Genomic DNA, 22,489 nt, shown 5'->3' with positions numbered 1-22,489 from the left:
GTTTAACAATCTGTTTTTTTGTTAAATCACATTTACTTCGGCTTCAATATGGATGCCAAATGTCTTAAAAATAGTTTCTTGGATCTCTTTTGAAATATTCAAAATTTCCTGACCAGTCGCATTGCCATAATTCACTAAAACGAGAGCTTGATTCTTGTGAATTCCCGCATCACCAAAACGTTTTCCTTTGAAACCGGCTTGTTCAATAAGCCAACCAGCTGGAACTTTTACTTCAGTTTCAGAAACATCATAGTATTTCATCTCGGGAAATTGCTGATGAATTTTTTCGAAATCCGATTTCAATAAAATTGGATTTTTAAAGAAGCTACCGCTGTTTCCTAATTCTTTCGGGTCTGGTAATTTGCTTTGTCGGATAGCAATTACAGCATTACTGATATCTTTTAAAGTAGGATTTGTGATGTTATTGTTTTCTAATTCAGCCGTAATATCTCCGTAAGAAGTGTTGATTTTATGATTCGTTTTTGTCAATTTAAAAACAACCGAAGTAATAATATATTGATCTTTTGCTTCATTTTTAAAAATGCTTTCTCGGTATCCAAAATGGCATTCTTCTTTTGTAAATGTTTTTATTTCCTGATTGTCTATCGTCATTGCTTGGCAGGAAACAAAAGTATCTTTGATTTCGGTTCCGTACGCTCCTATGTTTTGGACCGGCGTAGTTCCTACATTTCCCGGAATGAGCGACATATTTTCTAAACCACCAAAATTTTGATCGATGGTCCAAAGCACAAATTCATGCCAGCTTTCGCCAGCCTGACTTTCGACCCAGACAAAATCCTCATTTTCTTCAAGTATTTTTTTGCCTTTTAAATCAATATGAATCACAAGCGCATCAATGTCTTTTGTCAAAAGCATGTTGCTGCCTCCGCCCAAAATAAATTTTTGTTGCGTTTTATTTTCTTGTAAAATAGTTTTCAATTCTTGCGCAGAATGAACGGCGACAAACTGTTTTGCTTTGGCTTCAATGCCAAATGTATTGTATTTTTTTAAAGAGAAATCAGATACTATTTCCATAAAAGAAAGTGCGTTTTGTGTTGTTGAATGCTGCACCAAAAGTAAGAATTAAAATTTAGTTGCATACGTTTTCGTCCAGATATGCATCATAAACAACGGCATTATATACGGCGTCATTCTGGCATCTCCTTTTTGTAAATTCAGTATCAGTTTCTGTATGTTGATGTTCTCAAAATAAGGCATTTGAAAAATATCACTTTTTGAAAAAGACTCTAATTCCTCTTTAAAAGCATGACTTTTTGTAATGTAATCGCCCCAAGGCGCACTCAAACCCACTTTTCTGAAATTTAGAATTTCGTCTGGCAAACGTTCTTCCATTGCTTTTTTTAGAATAAATTTCCATTTTTTACCGCTAAAAAGCCATTTGTCATCCAATGATCCTAATCCTACCACTAATCTTGGGTCAAGAAAAGGTTCCCTACATTCAATGGAAGCGCCCATAGTACAACGGTCGTTCCTGTCCAAAAGCGAACATAAATAGGTGTGTTGATCAAAATAAAGGGCTTGCCGGCGTAGGTTTTGAGGATATAATGATTTCGCTTCTTTGTAGATTTTTTTCCTGTATTCATTTGTTGGAGCGTTATTAATTCCAAAAGTTTCCGCAATATCATTTGGATAAATATTGGAACCATTGTAAATAACCAATTCCGATTTTTTACTGATTTGCGCATAGCGGCTAAGCTTTTCATAGCGCGGTTTTTTAGCGAATAAATCAATATTGCCAAAAGTGGCAATAGAATTCAACAAGGAAGGATATTTCAAGGCTTTGTAGCGCACATAACCGCCCATTAATTCGTCAGCACCTTCACCAGAAAGTAATACTTTTACTGACGGTTTTGCCATTTGAGATACTGCAAAAAGATGCGGTTCACTCAAGTGCATGATAGGTTCATCCTGAAAATAAGTCGAGCTGATTAGCTTATCATAAAGATTTTCGTCCTCCAATTGCATCGTGTGAAATCCATAATTGAACTTCTCAGCCATCATTTTTGCCAAATGCGATTCGTTGTGTTCCTTTTCCTTGAAACCCATATTGAAGGTCTGAATGTCCTTATATTTTTGTTGGTGCAATGAAGCTAAAACCGAGGAAGAATCCAGTCCGCCGCTTAATAAAACTCCAACAGGAACGTCGCTTATCATCCTCATTTTTACCGAATCATCAAACGTTTCCCGAAACCATTCGACCGGATTTTTTATTTCAGGCTGGTTTTGTATTTCCTTTTTTAGATTCCACCATTTCTCGGTAGTGGTTTTTCCGCTTTCCTGAATGGTCATTATATGCCCGGGCAATACTTTTTTTATGTTTTGGTACAGCGTATTTTCTCCTGCTACAAATCGGTTAAAAATGTATTCTTCCAGTCCGTCTTGTGCCATTTTTAGTGGAACTCCAGCGGTAAAAAGTGCTTTTTGTTCCGATGCAAAATAAAAACTCTCGTTGTAAAAAGAGTAATACAATGGTTTAACGCCCATTCTGTCGCGAACAAGAGTTAGTTTTTTTTCTAATTTATCCCAAATAGCAAAAGCAAACATTCCGTTGAGGCGGTTGAGCATTTTTAAGCCGTGTATTTGAAATAATTTCATCAAAACTTCCGTGTCAGAGGTTGTTCTGATATCAAATCCATTGCTTTTTAGCTCCGGATAAAATTCTTTATAATTATAGATTTCGCCATTGTAAACCATACTATATCTTCCGTTTTCGGAAAGAAAAGGTTGGTGTCCGGCTGCAGAAACATCCAGAATTGAAAGTCTTCGGTGTCCAAAACCTATGTTGTTGTCAAGGAATACCCCTTGATAATCAGGTCCGCGATGTTCCAGTGAATCCCGCATTTTTACAAGAATGCGTTCATCTACTTTTCTCTGGGATTGTAAATGCAAAATTCCATTAATTCCACACATAATTAATTGGAGTGATTTGTGTTAATTAATTCGTGGTATTTATGGGCAATAATTTTCATATTAGTAGTGTAATCTGCATTTTTTACAACAAATTTTCTGTTTTCAGAAACTGCTTTTTCTCTATGTTCTTTATTCTCAAATGCCCAGATTAATTCCTCGGCAAGTGTTTTATAATTATCAACAGGAATTAATAGACCGTTTTTGCGGTGCTCAATCCAGCTTTTATTTCCAGCGATATCACTAACAATCGGATAACAATTTGTAGCCATTGCTTCAAACAATGAGGCCGAAACGCCTTCTGTTATTGGCATACTGATATATATGTTAGATTCTTGTAATAGCTTTGGTAAAGCAGTGTTTAGAATTCGTCCGGTAAAATTGACTTTATTTTCGATTTTTAATTTTTTTGCTAATTCTTTTAATGCAGCAAGTTGTGTTCCGTCACCAATAATTGTAAGTACGAAATCTATCCCTTTTTGGTTTAAAATGGCAAATGATTTTAGAATAATATCATGTCTGTATTCCGGTAGTAAAGAACGCGTCACGATGGCGGAAATTTTTTTAGGATTTGAAATGTTTTGATTGCCAAATTTCACCAAATCAATTCCCTTTGGTAATACCAAAACTTTACTCATGTCAACTTTGGCTTCCATCATAGAAATAGTCATCACGGGTCCCCAAGCATGAATTAAATCTGCTTTTTTGAAAGCATAATGCTGAATTATTTTTTTTAACGGGAGTGAAATAGATTTTTCAGGCCACAAATCCGTTCTACCTTGTTGTGCTATTGCAACTGGTTTTACGCCGGATAATGCAGCGAGAAAGCCGTAACTGGTGGTTCGTTCTGCAATAACCATATTAGGTTTTTGCAATTGGATTAGTTTTCTGATTTTAAAAATGGCTAATTCAAATTCAAAAACCCTTAAAATTCGGTTTTTAAAACTAGTATTCGGTGTTTTTAATTCCCAAGTAATGATTTCGAAATCACCAAATTCCTTCAGTCCGTTCATCCAAGTGATGGCATCAGCTCTGTAGGATTCGCCAAGAAAAAGTATTTTCTTTTTTTTCATTAGAATTACTCCGAAGTTAATGCACGATTGATGAAATCGTTCAGCGGTTTTAGCGCAATTAGTTTTTGGCTCATAACGGCAACAAAATCTTTTTTGGATGCTGCGCTGAAATCAATTTTTTGAGAGGCTTCAAAGCTTTTTAATTTTAATAATTCAATCGCTGGATGTTTTTTGTCATAGCCTCGTGGTGGATTTTTTAAAGTGTCTTTTTCATTGCGGTCAAAATCGCCAAATTCACTTTTGAAATCATTTTCCGCAAGGATCGCTTCTAAATCATCATAAAAAAACGCTATTTCTTTACGCATTTTTTTTAAATCTTCAGACTCCGGACAATACAATCCGCCAGCAATAAAACTAGCTCCTTTTTCTAAGTGAATATAATAACCGGAACGATTCAGCCCTTTGGCGCCAGACGAAAGCCAGATTCCCAAGTGTGATTTGTAAGGCGTTTTATCTTTAGAAAACCTAATGTCACGATTGATTCTGAAGGTGCAATTTTTAACTTCAAGCATTTCCAGCGATGGATCCATCGGTTTCATGGCGTCCAGTAAATCAGCAACTAATTGTTGGTAATCTTTCTTGAAAGCTTCGTGTCTTTTTTTGTTTTCCAGAAACCAATCCCGATTATTATTGGCTTTTAAATCATCCAGAAATTGCAATGTGTCTTTTGAAAGCATCTTGAGTTATTGTATTTGTTTTCTTAATTCCTCTTCGCTTATAAAACCGGAATGTTTCCATTGTACTGCTGCATTTTCATAAAGCAATAAAGTAGGAAGTTCGCTGATTTTCATTTCGGTCATCAAGGTTTTATTTTTGTCAGCATCAAGGCGAATAATAGTTACTTTATCTGCTAATTCTTTCTCCATTTTCAAAAGATACGGTTTCATTTTTTTGCAGGGCGCACACCATTCCGCATAAAAATCAATCAATACTTTTTTATCTGAGTTGACTAATTTGTTGTATTCCTGCATGGTCATTCCTGTGATTTTGTTATCGGGTTTAGACAAACCTGCAGCATCCCATTTTAATATTCCGCCTTGCAATTGATAAATATTTGTAAACCCAAGTTCTTCCAGTTTTTCAACGGCACTCTGGCTTCGTCCGCCGCTTTTACAATACACGAAAACAGGTTTTGTTTTGTCCATTTTTTCGGCACCGGCAACAAAATTGTCTCCTAACCAATTTACATTTACAGCCCTGTCAAGATGATTGGCGGAAAATTCTTCCGATGTTCGGACATCCAGGATTTGTGGATTTGGAGTTGCAGCGATCTTTTCGCTAAAAGCTTTTGCATCGATTGTTTGGCTTTCTTTTGAAGTTTGTCCGTTACAGGAAAAGATCACAAATGATATGATTATGAGGAATATTGGATGTAATTTCATTGTTCTTTGATTTAAATTTGAATACGCTAAATTAGGTAAATTTTCAATTTTCATACCTTATAAAGTACTAAATTAAAGTTATAAGTTGAAAATTTTATAGCTTTGATGCGTCGATTTTACAATCACTTCGGTACGCTCCGGATGGGTATCTGAAATGAAAAGCTGTCCAAAAGTATCGCTGTTGACCATTTCAATTATTTTTGACACACGACTTTCGTCCAATTTGTCAAAAATATCATCAAATAACAGAATTGGTTTGACACCACTTTGCTTTTTTAGAAACTCAAACTGCGCAAGTTTTAAAGCTATCAAATACGATTTTTGTTGGCCTTGCGAGCCAAATTTCTTTATTGGATGTTGGTCAATTTCAAAGGCCAAATCGTCTTTGTGAATTCCCACGCTAGTATAGTGCAAAGCACGATCTTTGTTGATGTTTTCCTGCAAAAGGATCAATAAATCTTTTTCGAATAAATGACTTTGATATACGAGTTGAACCGTTTCTTGTGAACCCGTTATGGCTTGATGATGAATATTGAAAATAGGAATGAATTGTTCTATAAACTCTTTCCTTTTTTCGAAAATATATTGCCCAAAACCGGTCAGTTGCTCATTATATATAGACAGCGTGTCAGTATCAAAAACATGATTTAATGCAAAATATTTTAGTAAAGCATTGCGCTGGCTCATTACTTTTTGGTATTGAATGAGTTGCTGCAAATAATGGGAATCCAGTTGTGAGATTACGCTGTCCATGAATTTTCGTCTGGTTTCGCTTCCTTCCACAATCAAATCTCTGTCGGCGGGAGAAATAATCACCAGTGGAATAAACCCAATATGATCTGAAAATTTATCGTACGCTTTGCCGTTGCGTTTCAATATTTTTTTCTGGCCTTTTTTAAGACTGCAAACAATTTGTTCTGTTCTTTCGTTCTTTTCAAATTCAGCATCAATTACAAAAAACTCTTCGCCATGTTTGATATTTTGAACTGCTAATGGATTGAAATAGCTTTTTCCGTATGATAAATGATAAATAGCATCCAGCACATTTGTTTTACCAATTCCGTTTTTGCCTACAAAACAATTTATTTTAGTGTCAAAATCGAAGTTGGCTTCGGAGAAATTCTTATAATTGAACAGTGAAATTTTTTTTAAATACATGTGTAAGGCTTGCTGGTATTGAGAACTTTGCTGTTTTTGAACAGGTTTTTCAAAGTGGGTGCAAATTATTGAAAAATATCGATAAAACCCTCTTTTCTGTTTTTTCTATCAGAATAATTTTCTCTTTGGAAACCAAGAATCTGGTAGGATATTTTTTTTAAATATAAAAGCATATTTTTTGTGTGGGTTTGAATAAAAATTTTATTTTTGCGACTCACTAAATTAAATTTAAATGGCTACTTACAATAAAAGAGGATATAAAGCACCAAAAGAAAAAGAAGTAAAAGAAGAAGGAGTTGAAGCAGTAATCATTGATGAAAAAGACAGCACAACAGCTGAGGTTTTTTCAAAATTAGACGAAACGGCTACAATAACTGAGGATTTTGTTGCTAAAAATCAAAAAGTTATTATTGGATTAGTTGCCGTTGCCGCTTTAGTTACTATTGGTTATTTAGCGTATCAGCGATTTATTGCTGCTCCAAAAGAAGATGAAGCTGCTAATGAAATGTTCGTTGCACAACAAAATTTTCAAAAAGCTACTGATGGAGTTGCGAGTGACTCATTATATAAGTTATCTTTGAATGGTTCAGAAGGAAAATTTGGATTCTTGAAAATTGCTGATGAATATTCGGGTACTGATGCTGGAAATTTAGCAAACTATTATGCTGGAATTGCGTATTTGAACACAGGGAAATATACAGAAGCGATTGATTATTTAAACAAGTTCAAATCAGATGATATTGTTTTAAGTGCTTTGGCAAAAGGAGCAATAGGCGATGCTTATTCTCAAAAAAACCAACCAAAAGAGGCTTTAGAGAATTATGTAAAAGCTGCTGGTAGTAATAAAAATGATTTCACTACGCCACGTTTCTTATTGAAAGCAGGAAAAACGGCTCTAGCTTTAGGTAATAAAGCGGATGCATTGAAATACTTCACAGATATTAAGGAAAATTATGAAGCTACTCCAGAAGCTGCTTCAGTTGACGTTTTGATAGGATTAGCACAATAGTAAAAAATGATATAAGATTGCTGATTTAAGATTATAGAATTTTGATTTCAAAATACTATCTTTAATATCTGAAATCAAAATTTTAAAATCAAAATTCTAAAATCAAATGGCTACCGAAAATAAAAATTTATCCGAATACGACAAAAACACGGTTCCTAATGCGAAGAAATTTCGTTTCGGAATTGTAGTTGCAGAGTGGAACGAAACCATTACCGAAGGTCTTTTTGATGGTGCGTTCAAAACACTGTTAGAAAACGAAGTTCCGGCTGGGCAAATTATTCGTTGGAATGTTCCAGGAAGTTTTGAGCTTGTTTATGGTGCTAAAAAGATGTTGCAAACTCAAAATGTTGATGCCGTAATCGTTATAGGTTGTGTCATTCAGGGTCAAACGAAACATTTTGATTTTGTATGCGAGGGAGTAACACAAGGAATAAAAGATTTGAATGTTCAAACGGATGTTCCGGTTATTTTTTGTGTTCTTACAGACAACACAATGCAGCAATCAATAGATAGAAGTGGAGGAATTCATGGAAACAAAGGAACAGAAGCTGCTATTGCGGCGATAAAAATGGCTTATATTCGTCAACAATCCTCATTGTCACATCAAATAGATAATCAACATTTATTGTCTGCAGGTGCAATTCAACTTGAAGAGGGTACGCCTTTAGAATTGAAAGAATAAATATATAGTTAATTGTTATTTTTTTAAATTATAAACGAAAACCTATTCCATTTGAGTAGGTTTTTTTTTATGCAGTTTCGTTCTTTACTCGAAAGAGGTACTATTTTAAATATACACATAAAAAAACCTGAATAAACAGGTTTTTATAAACTACAAATCAGTTATTGATAAGACTATTTTTCATCTGCATGTGCAGCTTCAACATTAATGTCAGCCATAGCAATTTCTGTTAAAGTAACATCTGCCTTCTTTTCTTCTTCAAGGGTTTTAGCAAGCAGTGTAGCCGCTTTGCTTTCGCCTAAAGTTGTTGCATAAGTTCTTAAAGTACCGTAAGTTGCTATTTCGTAATGTTCAACTTTTTGCGCAGCTGCAATCATAGCTGCATCTCGCACAACTCCTAATTCAGTTTCTGCCATAATTCCATCGGCTTCCTTTAATAAACCATCCATTGCATCACATTTTTTTCCTACTGCTTTTAATCCTAAAGAGTCAAACACTTTTTCTAAACGAGTAATATGTTCTTCAGTTTCTTTAAGATGATGTTCAAAAGCATGTATTAGTTTTGAAGAAGTTGCATTTTTTGCCATTTTAGGTAAGGCTTTTATCAGCGCATGTTCTGCCCAAAAGATATCTTTCAATCCGTCCTCAAAAAAATCTCTTAAGCCTTGTGCCGCATCTGGTTTTGCTTTTACAGCTCCTTTTTTAGAGGCTCCTTCTTCTTTTACTTTTTTTTCGTTGGTCGCTTTCATAATAAATTTTTTTAATTGTTAACTTGTTTGTTTTAACAAATTTAAGTTTTAAACAAGCACAGCGATTATAGAATTTTGTTAAAACATTTCATAATTAACACTTTATAGTGCTGTATTTCAGTGATTTAGATTTTTTATTACTTAAGTTTATTTTTTTAATCTAGAACTGAGTACAATTTATTAATGAGGAGTTAATAGTTTGAATTACAGTGTGCACGAGATAACGCTGGCTGAAAACGGTTTTTAAAAAGTCCCCATTCACAGGTTTTTTAGGCAGGGATTTTTTGTTTTTTATCAGCACATTAACAATAAAACCCAATAGAAATTCCTTAAATTTGTACCTCTTGGTTTAAAAAAAACTGTAAACCTTAAACTTTAAATCTGAATTTTTTAATGTCGAGTATAATTCAATTACTTCCTGATCATGTTGCCAATCAAATTGCTGCTGGAGAAGTCGTTCAAAGACCGGCTTCGGTAGTCAAAGAGTTGCTTGAAAACGCTGTAGATGCAAGGGCAACAGATATCAAATTAATTATTAAAGATGCCGGAAAAGCCTTGGTACAAGTAATTGACAATGGGTTAGGAATGAGCGTTACGGATGCACGTTTGTGTTTTGAACGTCACGCTACTTCTAAAATCCGTCAAGCTGAAGATTTATTTTCGTTGCACACGAAAGGCTTTCGTGGTGAGGCATTAGCTTCTATAGCTGCGATTGCGCATGTAGAAATGAAAACCAAGCAAGACCAAGAAGAGTTAGGGACACATATCATTGTTGAAGGGAGTAAATTTGTGTCGCAAGAGGTGGCTGTTTTACCAAAAGGTACTTCATTTGCAGTCAAAAATTTATTTTTCAATATTCCGGCGCGACGCAATTTCTTGAAGTCGGATACCGTGGAATACCGTCATGTGATTGATGAGTTTCATCGTGTGGCTTTGGCTCACTCCAATATTCATTTTACGTTTTACCACAATGGTAGTGAAATGTTCAATTTGCCTCCATCAACTTTACGCCAGCGAATTGTAAATATTTTTTCGGGTAAAACCAATGAAAAATTAGTACCAGTTCAGGAAGAAACAGAAATAGTGAGCATTCAAGGATTTGTTAGCAAACCTGAATTTGCCAAAAAGAATCGTGGTGAACAATTTTTCTTTGTAAATGATCGATTTATAAAAAGTGGTTACTTACATCATGCTGTTATGGCTGCCTATGATGGAATCTTAAAAGATGGCGCTCAGCCGAGTTATTTTTTATATTTAACGGTGCCGCCAAATACCATTGATATCAACATTCATCCCACTAAAACGGAAATTAAGTTTGATGACGAGCATGCATTGTATGCTATTTTAAGAGCTTCTATAAAACATAGTTTGGGTCAGTTTAATGTAGCGCCAGTTTTGGATTTTGATCGCGATTCTAATTTAGATACGCCGTATCATTACAAAGATTTAACTGGAGAAACGCCTACAATTCAAGTTGATGGAAACTTCAATCCATTTTCTGAAGAAAAACCCAGCAAGCAATTTTCCAGTTACAGAAAACCGGAACCAACTGCTAATTGGGAAAGTCTCTATGTTGGTTTAAAACAAGATACGGATGAAATAGGACAGATGACTTTTGAGAATGAAGAAGTAACTTCGTCTTTGTTTAATGATGAAGAAGTAGAGCATTCTGTTCATAAAACGTATCAAATTCATAAGAAATACATTGTTTCTTCGATAAAATCAGGAATGGTAATTGTGGATCAGCAGCGGGCGCATCAACGTGTTTTGTACGAACAGTTTTTGGTTAATATGACTGTTCATCAAGCCTCAAGTCAGCAATTGTTATTTCCTTTGAACTTGTTTTATTCGTCAAGCGAAATGGAACTTATTGCTGAATTGCAATTGTCATTACGAAATACCGGATTTATTTTTGAAGAAAATAATACGGATCATATTGTTATTTCCGGAATACCGGTTAACGTAACTGAGAGCGAAGTTTCACTGGTTTTAGAACAATTATTAAGCGATTTGCAGGACGGAATTCCAGAAAGTAGTTTCAGTCAGAACGATACGATTGCCAAATCAATGGCCAAAAGTTTAGCCGTGAAAACTGGAACACACCTCACAGAAAAAGAACAGGAGAACTTGGTCAACGGGCTTTTTGCCTGTAAAGATCCCAATGTATCTCCATTTCATAAACCCACTTTCATCACCATGCGTGTAGAAGATTTAGATAAAAAATTTGCAATATGAGAAACGTAACTGAAACCGTAAAACAATTAATTATAATCAACGTATTGTTTTTTGTAGGAACTTTAATAATTGGTGATGCTGCCTATAAAATATTGGCGTTATATTTTCCTGAAAATCCTAGTTTTCAATTGTGGCAACCGGTGACGCACATGTTCATGCACGGAGGTTTTATGCATATTTTTTTCAATATGTTTGCGTTATATTCTTTTGGATCTGCTTTGGAGCAAATTTGGGGAAGCAAAAAGTTTTTGTTTTTCTATATTTCCTGTGGATTAGGTGCTGCGTTGTTGCACACAGGTGTTAATTATTTCTACTTTCAAGAAAGTTTAAATACACTTATTGCAAACGGGTTTTCTAAACAAGAGGTTTTACAGTTATTGAATGAAGGGAAAATCAATACAGGATGGCAGGAAATCTTGTCCGTTTCTGATTTTCAAAATTTCACTAGTGCTTATATGGGAACAGCTGTCGGTGCATCTGGAGCTATTTACGGAACAATCGTGGCGTTTGCTTTTATGTTTCCTAATGCTGAATTGGCTTTGATGTTTATTCCCGTGCCTATAAAAGCAAAATATTTTGTACCAGGTTTAGTGTTGGTCGATTTGTATTTAGGTATTTCCGGAAAATCAATCTTTGGTGGCGGTGGAATTGCTCATTTTGCTCACGTTGGTGGAGCATTGTTCGGTTTTATTATTATGTGGTATTGGAAGAAAAATCAGTTTAATAAAAACCGTTGGAATTAAAATTGTAATTTCATTTAAACAATACGAATTCACTATCAGTTTTTAAATCCCAATTACCTTATGAATATTATTGACGACTTGAAATTACAATATAAGATAGGAGGAATAGTGACTCAGCTAATCTTTTGGAATGCTGCTTTGTTTATTTTTCCGTGGTTATTTTTTGCGCTTTTATCTTTTTTAGGCGTCAATATTGATTATCTTCATTATGTGAGTTTATCTTCTAATCCGGCGCTTTTGCTTTGGAAACCGTGGTCATTGCTTTCGTATGCTTTTTTTCACAGCGGTATCATGCACATCGTTTTTAATATGATTGTTTTAAATTTTTCAGGCAGATTATTTATGACCTTTTTTACATCGAAGCAATTATTAGGGCTATATGTGTTGAGTGCTATTTTTGCTGGACTATGTTATATTTTGGTTTTTTATATTTTAAATATTAATGCGCCTATTGTTGGAGCCTCTGCGGCAATTATGGCTATTTTAGTCGCTACTACAACATATTATCCTTTGATGGAGCTTCGTTTATTAATTATCGGGAATGTCAAGTTATGGCATGTAACTGCTGTGATAATTATTATTGATTTGATGCAGCTGCGTTCCGAAAACATGGGTGGACATATTTCTCATCTTTCAGGTGCTTTATTTGGTTTTATTTTTATTAAATTGCTACAAAATGGAACTGATCTAAGTGGTAGTGTTTCTCGTGTAATCACTTTTTTTTCCAATTTGTTCAAGAAAAATACTTCGACACCGTTCAAAAAAGTACACAAAAATTACAGCAAGCCAGTAGAGAAAACCGTTTCGAAAATAGTCACAAAAGATAAATCACAACAACAAATTGATCAAATTTTAGATAAAATTAGTCAGTCTGGTTACGATAGTTTGACAAAAGAAGAAAAGGAATTTTTGTTTAAAGTGGGAAAATAATTTTCAAATCGGTTGTCAGCTATTTGTAATAATAAAAAATTGAGAAAATGAAAAATTTGTCATGGTTTAATAAAGGGATGTTTTTTTTGAATATTATTTTAACCCTTGTCACTTTCATTGCTTATGTTTTGCCTTTTTTGGCGCCAAAATCATTTCCGCTTTTGTCTGTTTTGACACTTTTTATGCCACTTTTTTTTGTTTTCAATGCGTTGTTTTTTATTTACTGGGCATTTCAATTCAAAAAGCAATTGATTGTATCAGGTTTGGTTTTATTGATAGGAATCACTTTTATAAATAAATTTTACAAGTTTTCGTCTCCTAAATTTTCTAAAGAAGAAAAAGATTTTACCGTCATGAGTTATAATGTTCGGTTATTGAATGTATTCAGGTGGATCGACAGAGATGATGTTCCTTCGGATATTCTAGCTTTCATCAATGACAAAAACCCCGATATTTTGTGCATGCAAGAGTATTCTCCTTCTGCTGATATTGATTTGAAAGTGTATCCACACCGTTATATTTTTACCGATGGAAACCAAATTAAAACCGGTCAGGCCATTTTTTCTAAATTTCCAATTATCAATCAGGGAAATATAATTTTTCCTAATTCTAGCAATAACGTCGTATTTGCAGACATCAAAAAAGGGAAAGATATCATCAGAGTTTACAATATGCATTTGCAGTCTATCAAGATTTCTCCTGATGTGAACGAGATTGATGAGAATATTGATGCTATCAATCAGCAAAAATCACAGATGCTTTTCATCAGAATAAGCAAGGCGTTCAAGCAGCAACAGCAACAAGCAGAATTGTTCAAAGAGCACAAAATGAAATGTATTTACCCAACTATTATTTGCGGGGACATGAATAACAGTGCTTTTTCTTATGTATATCGAAGTATAAAAGGTAAGATGAAAGATAGTTTCGAGGAAGCGGGAACTGGTTTTGGAGAAACTTATAAGTTCAGGTATTATCCAGCGCGTATTGATTACATTTTTGCCGATGAAAAAATGAAGGTTAAGAGTTTTGAGCATTTTCCAAGTTTTGTAAACTCAGATCATTTCCCTATTATGGCAAGATTGTCGTTAGAGTAATAACCGACTTTAAAAAGCTATTTGATAATCAGTTTTTGGGTTTTTAAATATTTAGCAGCATATTTCCCCTCATTGAAAAGTAAATCCAATACACTAAGGTTGTTGATAAATCCATATTTGTCATCAAAAACCTGTGTGTAGTTTTCAAATAACGAAAGGTCTTTTTTTCCGTTTACCAAAGCTCGGAAATCTGTAAATATAGCTGTGTCTACATCATGAAAATACTCAGTTGTTGTTTCATAGGCAATTTTCATTCGAAGACATTTGGACAGAATAGCCAAAGTTTCAAAATTTAGATCCAACAAAAAGTCATATTTTTTTTCAAAAAGAGGTCGGATATCATCTTCGAAAAATTCGAAAAAAGGAGAATTTCTATAAGCTGCTTCAAGAGATTTGAAATGTTGTTTCTGCCAGTCAAAATCACTTTCTATTCTAATATCTTTCGTTTTTTGATGGCTTTCTTTCGAATGCTTTACCGGAATATTTAATAACTGAATGCCGTTTGGACTGTATATATAAGTGCGATTGCGGTTCGTCTGTTTCTGGAAATTATCTTCTATTTCAAACGTAATATTTTCTGATTGAGCCATAGCCACAAAATGGCTGATTGAGGGGAAATAGGTGGGATGGAGGAGAATTTCCATTTGATGATTTGTTATATTAAAGTTTAAAGTTTAAGGCAGTCGTCTGACTTTAAACCTTAAACTTTAAACTTTTTTTATTTAAACTTTACTCGCTTTTCTTTTTTTCCAAAAATATTCTCCTACGAAGAAAATTACCAATCCAAGCAGAAATAATTTGAAATAAGATTGTGGTTGACCTTCACCACTAACGGTTGTGAAAACTCTGTCCCAACGAATTTTATTTATTCCTTTACCGTTTGGATCGATACTCAACCAGATAAAAATAGGTTTTCCTACGATATGATTTTCAGGAACAAATCCCCAATAGCGGCTGTCTTCTGAGTTGTGACGGTTGTCACCCATCATAAAGTAATAGTTTTGCTTGAACGTATAATTAGTAGCAATTTCGCCGTTTATCCTAATTTCGGAACCGTTTACTTTTAAATCATTATTCTCATAATCGGTAATAATGGCTTTATAAAATGGCAATGTTTCGGCGGTTAATGCTACTGTTTTTCCTTCTTCCGGAATGTAAACGGGACCATAATTATCACGATTCCATTTGTTGATATGTGGGAAAACTCCATTGTCATCTTCTCGAGAAATTTGTCTTATTACAGCCGTAATTCCGGGTGTGTTTTTTAATCGTTCCGCTCCGGATTCAGTTAGTGCGCTCATAATAACAGTATCTCTTTTTGTCTGGTCTATAAAACCAGCAGGATCTGTTACGTCTAAGTCTTTAAATAAAGATTCAAAATCGATTGGTGTTTTACCGTCTAATGCTATTTTATAAGAGAATTGTGGTTTAGCTCGTTCAGGTAATTGCAATATTTTACCATCAATGTAAACCATACCGTCTTTTATCGATAAATTATCGCCCGGAATTCCGACGCATCTTTTTACATAATTTGATTTTTTGTCTACGGGTTTATAAGCACGTCTTTTTGAAGTGTCAAAAAATCTAAAAACGGTGTCTACCGGCCAGTTAAAAACGACGATATCTGTGCGATCAATATTTTGAATTCCCGGCAATCTCATATAAGGCAATTGAGGCCAAGTTAGGTATGATTTGCTTTTTGTCAAAGGAATAGAATCGTGAACCATTGGTAAAGCTACTGTTGTCATGGGAACTCTTGCGCCATAATTCATTTTGCTTACAAATAAAAAGTCACCTACTAATAATGATTTTTCCAATGATGAAGTTGGAATCGTGTACGGTTGAATAAAATAAGTGTGCACGATTGTAGCTACAACAATGGCAAAAAGTAAAGAACTAACAGTGTCAGCAGCTTTATTTTGCGGGCTTAAACTTCTATCCGAAATGTAATTTAATTTTTGTGTGTAATTGATATAATATAGGTAGAATCCCAATGTTATCAATACTAAAAAAGTATCTAATCCGGATCGTTTTCCAAAGCTTCTTAGTGTTTCTACCCAAACGACCGGAAAAATAATCAAATTGATAATTGGTATAAATAATAAGATAGTCCACCAACTAGGACGACCTATAATCTTCATTAAAACAATTGCATTGTAAACGGGTACTGCAGCTTCCCATTTTTTTCTTCCGGCAGCTTCATATAATTTCCAGGTTCCTAAAAAGTGAACTATTTGTACAAGCAGAAAAAATACAAACCATTGATATACTGACATAGTTTTTTTGTTTAAAGTTTAAAGTTTAAGGCTGTTTCGTTGGAAATTTTCTTAAACAGGCGAATAATTTTATTTTAATTCTAAAACATCTTTCATGGTAAAAATACCTTGTTTTCCAACAATCCATTCTGCAGCAATTACAGCGCCAAGTGCAAATCCTTCGCGATTGTGTGCGGTATGTTTAATTTCTATTGCGTCTACTGAGGAATTATACGTTACGGTGTGCGTTCCCGGCACAGTACCAATTCGCTTTGCTTCAATATGAATTTGCTTCGCTAGTTCGCTATCGCTCGGGTCGTCAGCTACAGGTTTTTCTAAGGTCCAATTGTTATACGAGCTATTTTCAATTACACCTTTTGCCAGAGAAATTGCTGTACCGCTTGGTGCATCCAATTTCTGTGTGTGATGGATTTCTTCCATTGAAACTTTATAGCTATCGAATTTTGACATGATTTTAGCCAAATATTCGTTGACTTCAAAAAATATATTTACTCCTAAACTAAAGTTAGAACTCGAGATAAATGCTCCGTTTTTTTCATTACAAAGTGCCGCTACTTCATCATAGTTTTCCAGCCATCCTGTTGTTCCGGAAATTACGGGAACATTTGCTTGAAAACAATTTGAAATATTACTGACAGCTGCTGTTGGAACACTAAAATCAATTGCCACATCAGCATTTGAAAGGCCATCAAAAGTGTTGTTTTCATCTTTTTTCAAAACGATTTCATGGCCTCTTTCCAGTGCAATTCTTTCAATTACCTGGCCCATTTTTCCGTATCCTAAAAGCGCAATTTTCATTTGTTTATTTTTTAAATTTTGAATATTTTAATCGACCTGCAGCTAATAATGCTAGTAAAACCCCAGCAATAAATCCTGAAAAGAAGGTATTCATTCGGATGGGATCGAATGTTTTATTTTCGGAATAGTTTATTAAAGTGATTAGTAATAAAATTGTAGTTCCAATAAAAAAATATTTCTTCCCGATTTTATTAAGTAATGACATGACGAGCTGTTCTTTTTATTTAATTCCGTTTTTAAACTATTATTTGGGTTCTAAAAACTGTAATTAAATGTTAGTCCCACATTTGTCTTTAATGTTACATCATTAGGATAAAGAACCGGTCGTACGGACAAGTTTTCATCTACATTAAATTGGATTAAAGCGGCATCCACATTAGCATCAAGAATATTCAATGCGTAAAATGCAATCGTAACCAAAGCAGATAAATCGCGGTTGCGTTGATAAAATTTCTGTCCGGCAATTAATCGATTGTTGTCCAGAAAAGCTAAATCGTCTGTAACATAACCTTCTAGTCTGCTTTTGTAAGCATCTCTGTATTGATGGTATTTTTTATTATTGTCAACATAAAAATAAATACTAGTTCCTAAAGCCCCGTATACGAGCGGTATTTTCCAGTATTTTTTATTGTAAGCCTGCCCCAAACCCGGTAAAACAGCTGAAAAAAAAGCAGCTTTTGCAGGAGTCAACGGATCAATGTCATTTGATTTCAAAGTATCTTTGGCGACCAACATCGCTTCTGTTTCCGTTTGTGCAAAAACAGCGGTGTTTCCTACTATAAAAAGGAATAGAGCGATGATAATGATTTTATTCACTATTCGTTTATTAGTTTGATGATTCTGTTGAAGTCTTCTTCAGAGTGAAATGGAATTGTGATTTTCCCTTTACCGTTTCCGGCTACTTTCACATCTACTTTGGTACCAAAATAATTCGTAAAAGTGCTTTTTTGAGCGTCAGCGATTTCAAACGAAGCCGCTTTTGGTTTTCCGGCAGGTTTAGGTTTTAAACTTTCCTGGTAGTTTTTTACCAAAGCTTCTGTGTCACGAACAGACAGATTTTGGCTGACAATTTTTTGGTAAATATCAGTTTGAATGTCTTGATCTTCGATATTGATTATTGCACGACCATGACCCATACTGATGAAACCATCGCGAATTCCAGTTTGGATTATCGGATCCAATTTCAAAAGTCTTAAATAATTAGCAATAGTAGAGCGTTTTTTTCCTACGCGCTCACTCATTTGTTCCTGAGTCAGTTGAATTTCGTCAATCAAACGCTGATAGGAAAGCGCAATTTCAATTGGATCTAAATCATGGCGCTGGATGTTTTCCACCAAAGCCATAACTAGTGATTCATTGTCATTTGCAATCCTAATGTAAGCAGGAACCGTTTTCAATCCTACAAGAGTGGATGCGCGAAGACGACGTTCCCCTGAAATCAATTGGTATTTATTGAAGTCTAGTTTACGTACGGTTATGGGCTGAATAACGCCTAATTCTTTGATAGAAGTCGCTAATTCTCGCAATGATTCCTCATTAAAATTGCTTCTTGGCTGAAACGGATTTATTTCAATCGCCTCAATTTCAAGCTCAATAATATTTCCTACAACCTTATCGGCATTTTTATCGTCAACAGATTTTATATCGTTTTCCGGATCTTTCAATAATGCGGATAATCCTCTTCCTAAGGCTTGTTTTTTAAGTGCTTTTGCCATAAACCTATTTACTGTTTTTCTTTATAACTTCTTGAGCCAGGTGCAGGTAATTAGTTGCGCCTTTGCTTGTTGCGTCGTAGTTTATAATGCTTTCGCCAAAACTAGGTGCTTCACTCAATTTTACATTTCTCTGAATAATAGTCTCAAAAACCATGTCGTTAAAATGTTTCTGAACTTCTTCAACCACTTGATTTGACAAACGTAAACGGGAGTCAAACATGGTCAATAATAATCCTTCGATATCTAAATCCGGATTATGAATTTTTTGTATACTTTTTATGGTGTTCAGTAATTTCCCTAAACCTTCTAATGCAAAATACTCACACTGAATAGGAATAATAACTGAGTCAGCAGCGGTCAAAGCATTCAAGGTAAGTAATCCCAGCGATGGCGCACAATCAATAATGATGAAATCGTAATCATCTTTGACACTTTCTAATGCTTTTTTAAGCATATATTCCCTGTTTTCTTTGTCGACTAATTCGATTTCAATGGCAACAAGATCAATATGCGATGGAATCACATCCACATTTATAGCAGAACATTTTATGATGGCCTCTTTTGGGGTATGACTATGTTCTAGAATTTGGTACGTTCCTATTTCAACAGATTCAACGTCAATTCCTAATCCTGATGACGCATTTGCCTGTGGATCAGCATCTATAAGTAATACTTTCTTTTCTAAAACTCCTAATGAAGCAGCAAGATTAACTGATGTTGTAGTCTTTCCAACTCCTCCTTTTTGATTAGCAATCGCGATGATTTTGCCCATTTATTTTTCTAAATTTTGAACCGTAAAAATACAATTATTTATGGTTTCTAAAAATCTATTTTGTTAACATTCGTTAAAGCTTGATTCCTTGCCTTTTGACAGATTCCTATTTTTTAAAATGGATTTTATTTAATAGGAGCTATTCCAGCTGTACGCTTCAAGTTCTTGAGCTGCTCCCGGTTTTTTCTAATGCCATAAAAGGAGCTTCCTTTGGTCGCTATTTTCTGTCAAGAAAAAATGGGAGCAGCTTGGCGAAGCTTTTCGCTGCCATCCGGGCTATGAGAGTTGTGACTGAATAATGCTTTGGAAATTAAATTTATTTATATTTCCTAACTAATTTTCGCAATAAATAAATTTATTTCTTATTTCTGAAATAGTTTTGCAGAAGCCAAAAATAGTGCTATATTTGCACCCGCTTTCGGGGTGTAGCGTAGCTCGGTTATCGCGCCTGCTTTGGGAGCAGGAGGCCGCAGGTTCGAATCCTGCCACCCCGACAAATTGATCCTTTCTGTTCTCACAGAAGGGATTTTTTATTCCAGAATAATTAAAACTGATACTTCTAGTTCAGTATTACGGCAATAATATCCTATTTTTGCACTGTTAAATTCAAAAGAAACATCAATATGTCAGATACAATCGAAAAAATTAAATGTCTTATTATAGGTTCTGGTCCAGCAGGATATACTGCCGCAATTTATGCCGCCAGAGCAAACATGAATCCTGTTTTGTACCAAGGAATGCAGCCTGGTGGACAGCTAACAACAACTAATGAAGTAGAAAATTGGCCTGGAAACCCTGAAGGAATTACGGGTCCGGAAATGATGGTTGGGTTACAGGAACAAGCACAACGTTTTGGTACTGATGTGCGTGATGGTTGGGCTACTAGAGTTGATTTCTCGGGCGATATTCATAAAGTTTGGATCAATGATACAATAGAATTGCATTGTGAAACAGTGATTATTTCTACCGGAGCATCGGCTAAATATTTAGGGATGCCATCTGAACAACACTATTTGAAAATGGGTGGCGGAGTTTCGGCATGTGCTGTCTGCGACGGTTTTTTCTATAGAAATCAAGAAGTTGTAATCGTGGGAGCTGGTGATTCAGCTTGTGAAGAAGCTCATTATTTGTCTAAACTTTGTAAAAAAGTTACTATGTTAGTGCGCAGCGAAAAATTCAGAGCTTCTAAAATCATGGAAGAGCGCGTTCGCAAAACGGAGAACATTACTATTTTAATGAATCACGATACTGTTGAAGTGTTAGGCGATGAACAAGTAGTTACTGGTGTTAAGGCTTTAAATAAAACAACTAACGAAGTTTTTGACATTCCTGCCACTGGTTTCTTCGTAGCTATCGGTCACAAACCAAATACAGATATTTTCAAGGATTTTATAACATTAGATGAAACAGGATATATTGTAAATACTCCAGGAACTTCAAAAACAAATGTTGAAGGCGTTTTTGTAGCAGGTGATGCTGCGGATCATGTATATCGTCAAGCGATTACTGCGGCCGGAACTGGTTGTATGGCTGCTCTTGATGCCGAAAGATATCTGGCTGCTAAAGAATAATCTTAGTCAGAAAAGTTAAAATTTAAAAAGTCCCATTTGCATAGCAAGTGGGACTTTTTATTGTTATGATATTTTAATTCATCAGTTGGGTATATTTTAGGTTGTTTATTTTTGCAACCACATAGAAACATAGATTTTAAAAATTTGGAAGGCGTCTTACTTTTTTACAGGAAGACATCACTTTGTTAACCGAATAATTGGGCTATTTAGCTCTTTTTTTTTGTGTTTTTCTGTGTTTCAATTTTTTATTTAAGATTCATTGAAATGTTTATTAATTACCCTTAAGAAGTTTAATCTCTTTAAGTTTAATTCCTCGAAGCTCTGTTTCGATTTTTTTTAGCCACAGATTCACAGATTAAAAAAAATAATTAAAAATCTGTGGATCTGTGGATGTTTTTTTGCTAATCCCCTTGGGGCTCTGCCCCGAGGGGATTTATTTAATCCAGTTTTCTCCCTCTCCTTTTGAGAGGGTCGGTTAGAGGATTATTTCAACTTTTTAATCAATTTTGCTTCATCAGCAAATTTTCGTATTTCAATTTTTGGGGAACCCACCAATTGGATTTCTGATTTATTAGCAGCATCAATAATCACGGATGTTTCCGTAAATAAACTGCAGCTAGAATAACTTTCGGTGGTGATATCCGCATTTTTTGTGGTGAATTTGTTTCCGGTAAATGAGGCGTTATTGTCCAATCGTATCAGCGTATTTATAGCAGTTCCTTCAAGAGTTGCATCTGATTTTTGGTACATATCCACTTTCAAATCATTAGTGTTAACTAAGGCTTTCAAAGATGCATTTTTGCTTAATTCGATAGTCGTATTTTCGGATTTTAAATTGAGTTCTGTTTTTGATTTATCATCTGCCTGAAGTAAGAAATCTTTGATGTTAACGTTCAAAAATAATTTGGAGGCATCATGCGCTTTTAGGGTAACGGTATTCAATAAAAGTTCCTGTAACGCATTAACGGTCGATTCATCTTTTGAGGTAATGAGATTCAAATCTTTGGTATATGTAACTCTCACGATGATTTTTTTATAATTTGTGGCTTGCTTGGTAGTATAAACGCGCAATATATTGTCACTTAAATCCAATGAAATAATATCGTGCAGGTTGTCATCGGCCTCGATTTTTAGTTCGGTTCTTTCGCCTCTTTCTAAATGTACTTCGAGGTTATCTTCGACTACCAACGCTTCAAAATTCCCTACTTCCCGTTGCTCAACCGTGACCGTTTTTGATCCTTTTATTTTTTCCTTTTTCTGTGCCAAAGTCAATGCGGTTGATAAAAGGAGCAGGAGTATAAGTGTATATTTTTTCATGATTAGTTGGTTTGAGTCTACACAAATATAAAAAAATCATCCACTTGTGATGGATGA

General features: G+C 34.8%; 22 protein-coding genes and 1 tRNA gene. 8 read left to right on the top strand and 15 right to left on the bottom strand.

Annotated elements, in window-relative coordinates:
* Positions 1-21: 21 nt before the first annotated feature.
* The 6 genes from murB to recF form a co-directional block, all read right to left on the bottom strand.
* Complete coding sequence (gene murB / locus DR980_RS08795; protein WP_262510250.1) at positions 22-1,071, bottom strand: UDP-N-acetylmuramate dehydrogenase; 1,050 nt, start codon at positions 1,069-1,071, stop codon at positions 22-24.
* Between the two features lie 12 nt (positions 1,072-1,083).
* The gene (gene asnB, locus DR980_RS08790) at positions 1,084-2,931 is read right to left on the bottom strand and encodes an asparagine synthase (glutamine-hydrolyzing) (RefSeq protein ID WP_113635157.1); all 1,848 of its coding nucleotides are present in this window, start codon (positions 2,929-2,931) and stop codon (positions 1,084-1,086) included.
* 2 nt (positions 2,932-2,933) lie between these two features.
* Positions 2,934-4,001, bottom strand: coding sequence for a glycosyltransferase (locus DR980_RS08785; protein WP_113635155.1), 1,068 nt, complete (start codon positions 3,999-4,001; stop codon positions 2,934-2,936).
* 5 nt (positions 4,002-4,006) lie between these two features.
* Positions 4,007-4,678, bottom strand: coding sequence for a DUF2461 domain-containing protein (locus DR980_RS08780; RefSeq protein ID WP_113635152.1), 672 nt, complete (start codon positions 4,676-4,678; stop codon positions 4,007-4,009).
* Between the two features lie 6 nt (positions 4,679-4,684).
* On the bottom strand, positions 4,685-5,383 hold the full coding sequence (locus tag DR980_RS08775) for a thioredoxin domain-containing protein (protein WP_113635441.1): 699 nt from the start codon (positions 5,381-5,383) through the stop codon (positions 4,685-4,687).
* A gap of 78 nt (positions 5,384-5,461) precedes the next feature.
* On the bottom strand, positions 5,462-6,541 hold the full coding sequence (gene recF / locus DR980_RS08770) for a DNA replication/repair protein RecF (protein WP_113635150.1): 1,080 nt from the start codon (positions 6,539-6,541) through the stop codon (positions 5,462-5,464).
* 232 nt (positions 6,542-6,773) lie between these two features.
* Here recF and DR980_RS08765 point away from each other — a divergent pair, with 232 nt between their 5' ends.
* Positions 6,774-7,550, top strand: coding sequence for a tetratricopeptide repeat protein (locus tag DR980_RS08765; protein ID WP_113635148.1), 777 nt, complete (start codon positions 6,774-6,776; stop codon positions 7,548-7,550).
* Positions 7,551-7,656: 106 nt separating this feature from the next.
* The gene (ribH, locus tag DR980_RS08760; RefSeq protein ID WP_113635146.1) at positions 7,657-8,232 is read left to right on the top strand and encodes a 6,7-dimethyl-8-ribityllumazine synthase; all 576 of its coding nucleotides are present in this window, start codon (positions 7,657-7,659) and stop codon (positions 8,230-8,232) included.
* Positions 8,233-8,405: 173 nt separating this feature from the next.
* Here the strand turns inward: ribH and DR980_RS08755 are convergent, their stop codons facing one another.
* Positions 8,406-8,981: a YciE/YciF ferroxidase family protein gene (locus tag DR980_RS08755; protein WP_113635144.1), complete on the bottom strand. Its 576-nt coding sequence runs from the start codon at positions 8,979-8,981 to the stop codon at positions 8,406-8,408.
* Between the two features lie 393 nt (positions 8,982-9,374).
* Here DR980_RS08755 and mutL point away from each other — a divergent pair, with 393 nt between their 5' ends.
* Genes mutL through DR980_RS08735 form a run of 4 tightly spaced genes read left to right on the top strand, consistent with a single transcriptional unit; the run spans position 9,375 to position 13,983 of the window.
* Positions 9,375-11,216, top strand: coding sequence for a DNA mismatch repair endonuclease MutL (mutL, locus tag DR980_RS08750; RefSeq protein ID WP_113635142.1), 1,842 nt, complete (start codon positions 9,375-9,377; stop codon positions 11,214-11,216).
* Positions 11,213-11,959 (top strand): rhomboid family intramembrane serine protease, encoded by a 747-nt coding sequence (locus DR980_RS08745; RefSeq protein ID WP_113635139.1) that lies wholly within the window; start codon positions 11,213-11,215, stop codon positions 11,957-11,959. Before mutL ends, DR980_RS08745 begins: the two co-directional genes overlap by 4 nt.
* 60 nt (positions 11,960-12,019) lie before the next feature.
* Positions 12,020-12,889, top strand: a complete 870-nt coding sequence (locus DR980_RS08740; RefSeq protein WP_113635136.1) for a rhomboid family intramembrane serine protease — start codon at positions 12,020-12,022, stop codon at positions 12,887-12,889.
* Positions 12,890-12,936: 47 nt separating this feature from the next.
* Complete coding sequence (locus DR980_RS08735; RefSeq protein WP_113635133.1) at positions 12,937-13,983, top strand: endonuclease/exonuclease/phosphatase family protein; 1,047 nt, start codon at positions 12,937-12,939, stop codon at positions 13,981-13,983.
* 17 nt (positions 13,984-14,000) lie between these two features.
* Here the strand turns inward: DR980_RS08735 and DR980_RS08730 are convergent, their stop codons facing one another.
* The 7 genes from DR980_RS08730 to DR980_RS08700 all read right to left on the bottom strand — a co-directional run bounded on the left by DR980_RS08730 (position 14,001) and on the right by DR980_RS08700 (position 19,544).
* Positions 14,001-14,627 (bottom strand): WbqC family protein, encoded by a 627-nt coding sequence (locus DR980_RS08730; protein ID WP_113635131.1) that lies wholly within the window; start codon positions 14,625-14,627, stop codon positions 14,001-14,003.
* Between the two features lie 78 nt (positions 14,628-14,705).
* The gene (gene lepB, locus DR980_RS08725; RefSeq protein WP_113635129.1) at positions 14,706-16,259 is read right to left on the bottom strand and encodes a signal peptidase I; all 1,554 of its coding nucleotides are present in this window, start codon (positions 16,257-16,259) and stop codon (positions 14,706-14,708) included.
* Between the two features lie 69 nt (positions 16,260-16,328).
* Entirely contained in the window at positions 16,329-17,057 is a 729-nt protein-coding gene (gene dapB / locus DR980_RS08720; RefSeq protein ID WP_113635126.1) for a 4-hydroxy-tetrahydrodipicolinate reductase, read from the bottom strand.
* A 4-nt stretch (positions 17,058-17,061) separates the two neighbouring features.
* Positions 17,062-17,262 (bottom strand): hypothetical protein, encoded by a 201-nt coding sequence (locus DR980_RS08715; protein ID WP_113635124.1) that lies wholly within the window; start codon positions 17,260-17,262, stop codon positions 17,062-17,064.
* Between the two features lie 50 nt (positions 17,263-17,312).
* A complete protein-coding gene (locus DR980_RS08710; protein WP_113635122.1) occupies positions 17,313-17,873 on the bottom strand; it encodes a DUF5683 domain-containing protein in 561 nt (186 codons plus the stop codon).
* Positions 17,873-18,772, bottom strand: a complete 900-nt coding sequence (locus tag DR980_RS08705; RefSeq protein ID WP_113635120.1) for a ParB/RepB/Spo0J family partition protein — start codon at positions 18,770-18,772, stop codon at positions 17,873-17,875. Before DR980_RS08705 ends, DR980_RS08710 begins: the two co-directional genes overlap by 1 nt.
* A gap of 4 nt (positions 18,773-18,776) precedes the next feature.
* Positions 18,777-19,544: a ParA family protein gene (locus tag DR980_RS08700; RefSeq protein WP_066082046.1), complete on the bottom strand. Its 768-nt coding sequence runs from the start codon at positions 19,542-19,544 to the stop codon at positions 18,777-18,779.
* Positions 19,545-19,963: 419 nt separating this feature from the next.
* Between DR980_RS08700 and DR980_RS08695 the strand changes: the two genes are divergently transcribed.
* Both DR980_RS08695 and trxB read left to right on the top strand, forming a co-directional pair.
* A tRNA-Pro gene (locus tag DR980_RS08695) sits at positions 19,964-20,038 on the top strand.
* A gap of 129 nt (positions 20,039-20,167) precedes the next feature.
* On the top strand, positions 20,168-21,115 hold the full coding sequence (gene trxB / locus DR980_RS08690; RefSeq protein WP_113635117.1) for a thioredoxin-disulfide reductase: 948 nt from the start codon (positions 20,168-20,170) through the stop codon (positions 21,113-21,115).
* Between the two features lie 483 nt (positions 21,116-21,598).
* On the opposite strand, the gene DR980_RS08685 is transcribed toward trxB, so the two are convergent.
* A complete protein-coding gene (locus DR980_RS08685) occupies positions 21,599-22,432 on the bottom strand; it encodes a GIN domain-containing protein (RefSeq protein WP_113635115.1) in 834 nt (277 codons plus the stop codon).
* Positions 22,433-22,489 lie beyond the last annotated feature (57 nt).

The organism is Flavobacterium psychrolimnae, assembly GCF_003312425.1.
In the GTDB taxonomy this organism is placed as follows: Bacteria; Bacteroidota; Bacteroidia; order Flavobacteriales; family Flavobacteriaceae; genus Flavobacterium; species Flavobacterium psychrolimnae.
This window is presented reverse-complemented; position numbering and strand designations above follow the sequence as displayed.

Coding starts and splice junctions, on each gene's coding strand:
- asnB (WP_113635157.1), bottom strand. CDS start 2,931: ATGTGTGGAATTAATGGAATTTTGCATTTACAATCCCAGAGAAAAGTA.
- DR980_RS08785 (WP_113635155.1), bottom strand. CDS start 4,001: ATGAAAAAAAAGAAAATACTTTTTCTTGGCGAATCCTACAGAGCTGAT.
- DR980_RS08780 (WP_113635152.1), bottom strand. CDS start 4,678: ATGCTTTCAAAAGACACATTGCAATTTCTGGATGATTTAAAAGCCAAT.
- DR980_RS08775 (WP_113635441.1), bottom strand. CDS start 5,383: ATGAAATTACATCCAATATTCCTCATAATCATATCATTTGTGATCTTT.
- recF (WP_113635150.1), bottom strand. CDS start 6,541: ATGTATTTAAAAAAAATTTCACTGTTCAATTATAAGAATTTCTCCGAA.
- DR980_RS08765 (WP_113635148.1), top strand. CDS start 6,774: ATGGCTACTTACAATAAAAGAGGATATAAAGCACCAAAAGAAAAAGAA.
- ribH (WP_113635146.1), top strand. CDS start 7,657: ATGGCTACCGAAAATAAAAATTTATCCGAATACGACAAAAACACGGTT.
- DR980_RS08755 (WP_113635144.1), bottom strand. CDS start 8,981: ATGAAAGCGACCAACGAAAAAAAAGTAAAAGAAGAAGGAGCCTCTAAA.
- mutL (WP_113635142.1), top strand. CDS start 9,375: ATGTCGAGTATAATTCAATTACTTCCTGATCATGTTGCCAATCAAATT.
- DR980_RS08745 (WP_113635139.1), top strand. CDS start 11,213: ATGAGAAACGTAACTGAAACCGTAAAACAATTAATTATAATCAACGTA.
- DR980_RS08740 (WP_113635136.1), top strand. CDS start 12,020: ATGAATATTATTGACGACTTGAAATTACAATATAAGATAGGAGGAATA.
- DR980_RS08735 (WP_113635133.1), top strand. CDS start 12,937: ATGAAAAATTTGTCATGGTTTAATAAAGGGATGTTTTTTTTGAATATT.
- DR980_RS08730 (WP_113635131.1), bottom strand. CDS start 14,627: ATGGAAATTCTCCTCCATCCCACCTATTTCCCCTCAATCAGCCATTTT.
- lepB (WP_113635129.1), bottom strand. CDS start 16,259: ATGTCAGTATATCAATGGTTTGTATTTTTTCTGCTTGTACAAATAGTT.
- dapB (WP_113635126.1), bottom strand. CDS start 17,057: ATGAAAATTGCGCTTTTAGGATACGGAAAAATGGGCCAGGTAATTGAA.
- DR980_RS08715 (WP_113635124.1), bottom strand. CDS start 17,262: ATGTCATTACTTAATAAAATCGGGAAGAAATATTTTTTTATTGGAACT.
- DR980_RS08705 (WP_113635120.1), bottom strand. CDS start 18,772: ATGGCAAAAGCACTTAAAAAACAAGCCTTAGGAAGAGGATTATCCGCA.
- DR980_RS08700 (WP_066082046.1), bottom strand. CDS start 19,544: ATGGGCAAAATCATCGCGATTGCTAATCAAAAAGGAGGAGTTGGAAAG.
- trxB (WP_113635117.1), top strand. CDS start 20,168: ATGTCAGATACAATCGAAAAAATTAAATGTCTTATTATAGGTTCTGGT.
- DR980_RS08685 (WP_113635115.1), bottom strand. CDS start 22,432: ATGAAAAAATATACACTTATACTCCTGCTCCTTTTATCAACCGCATTG.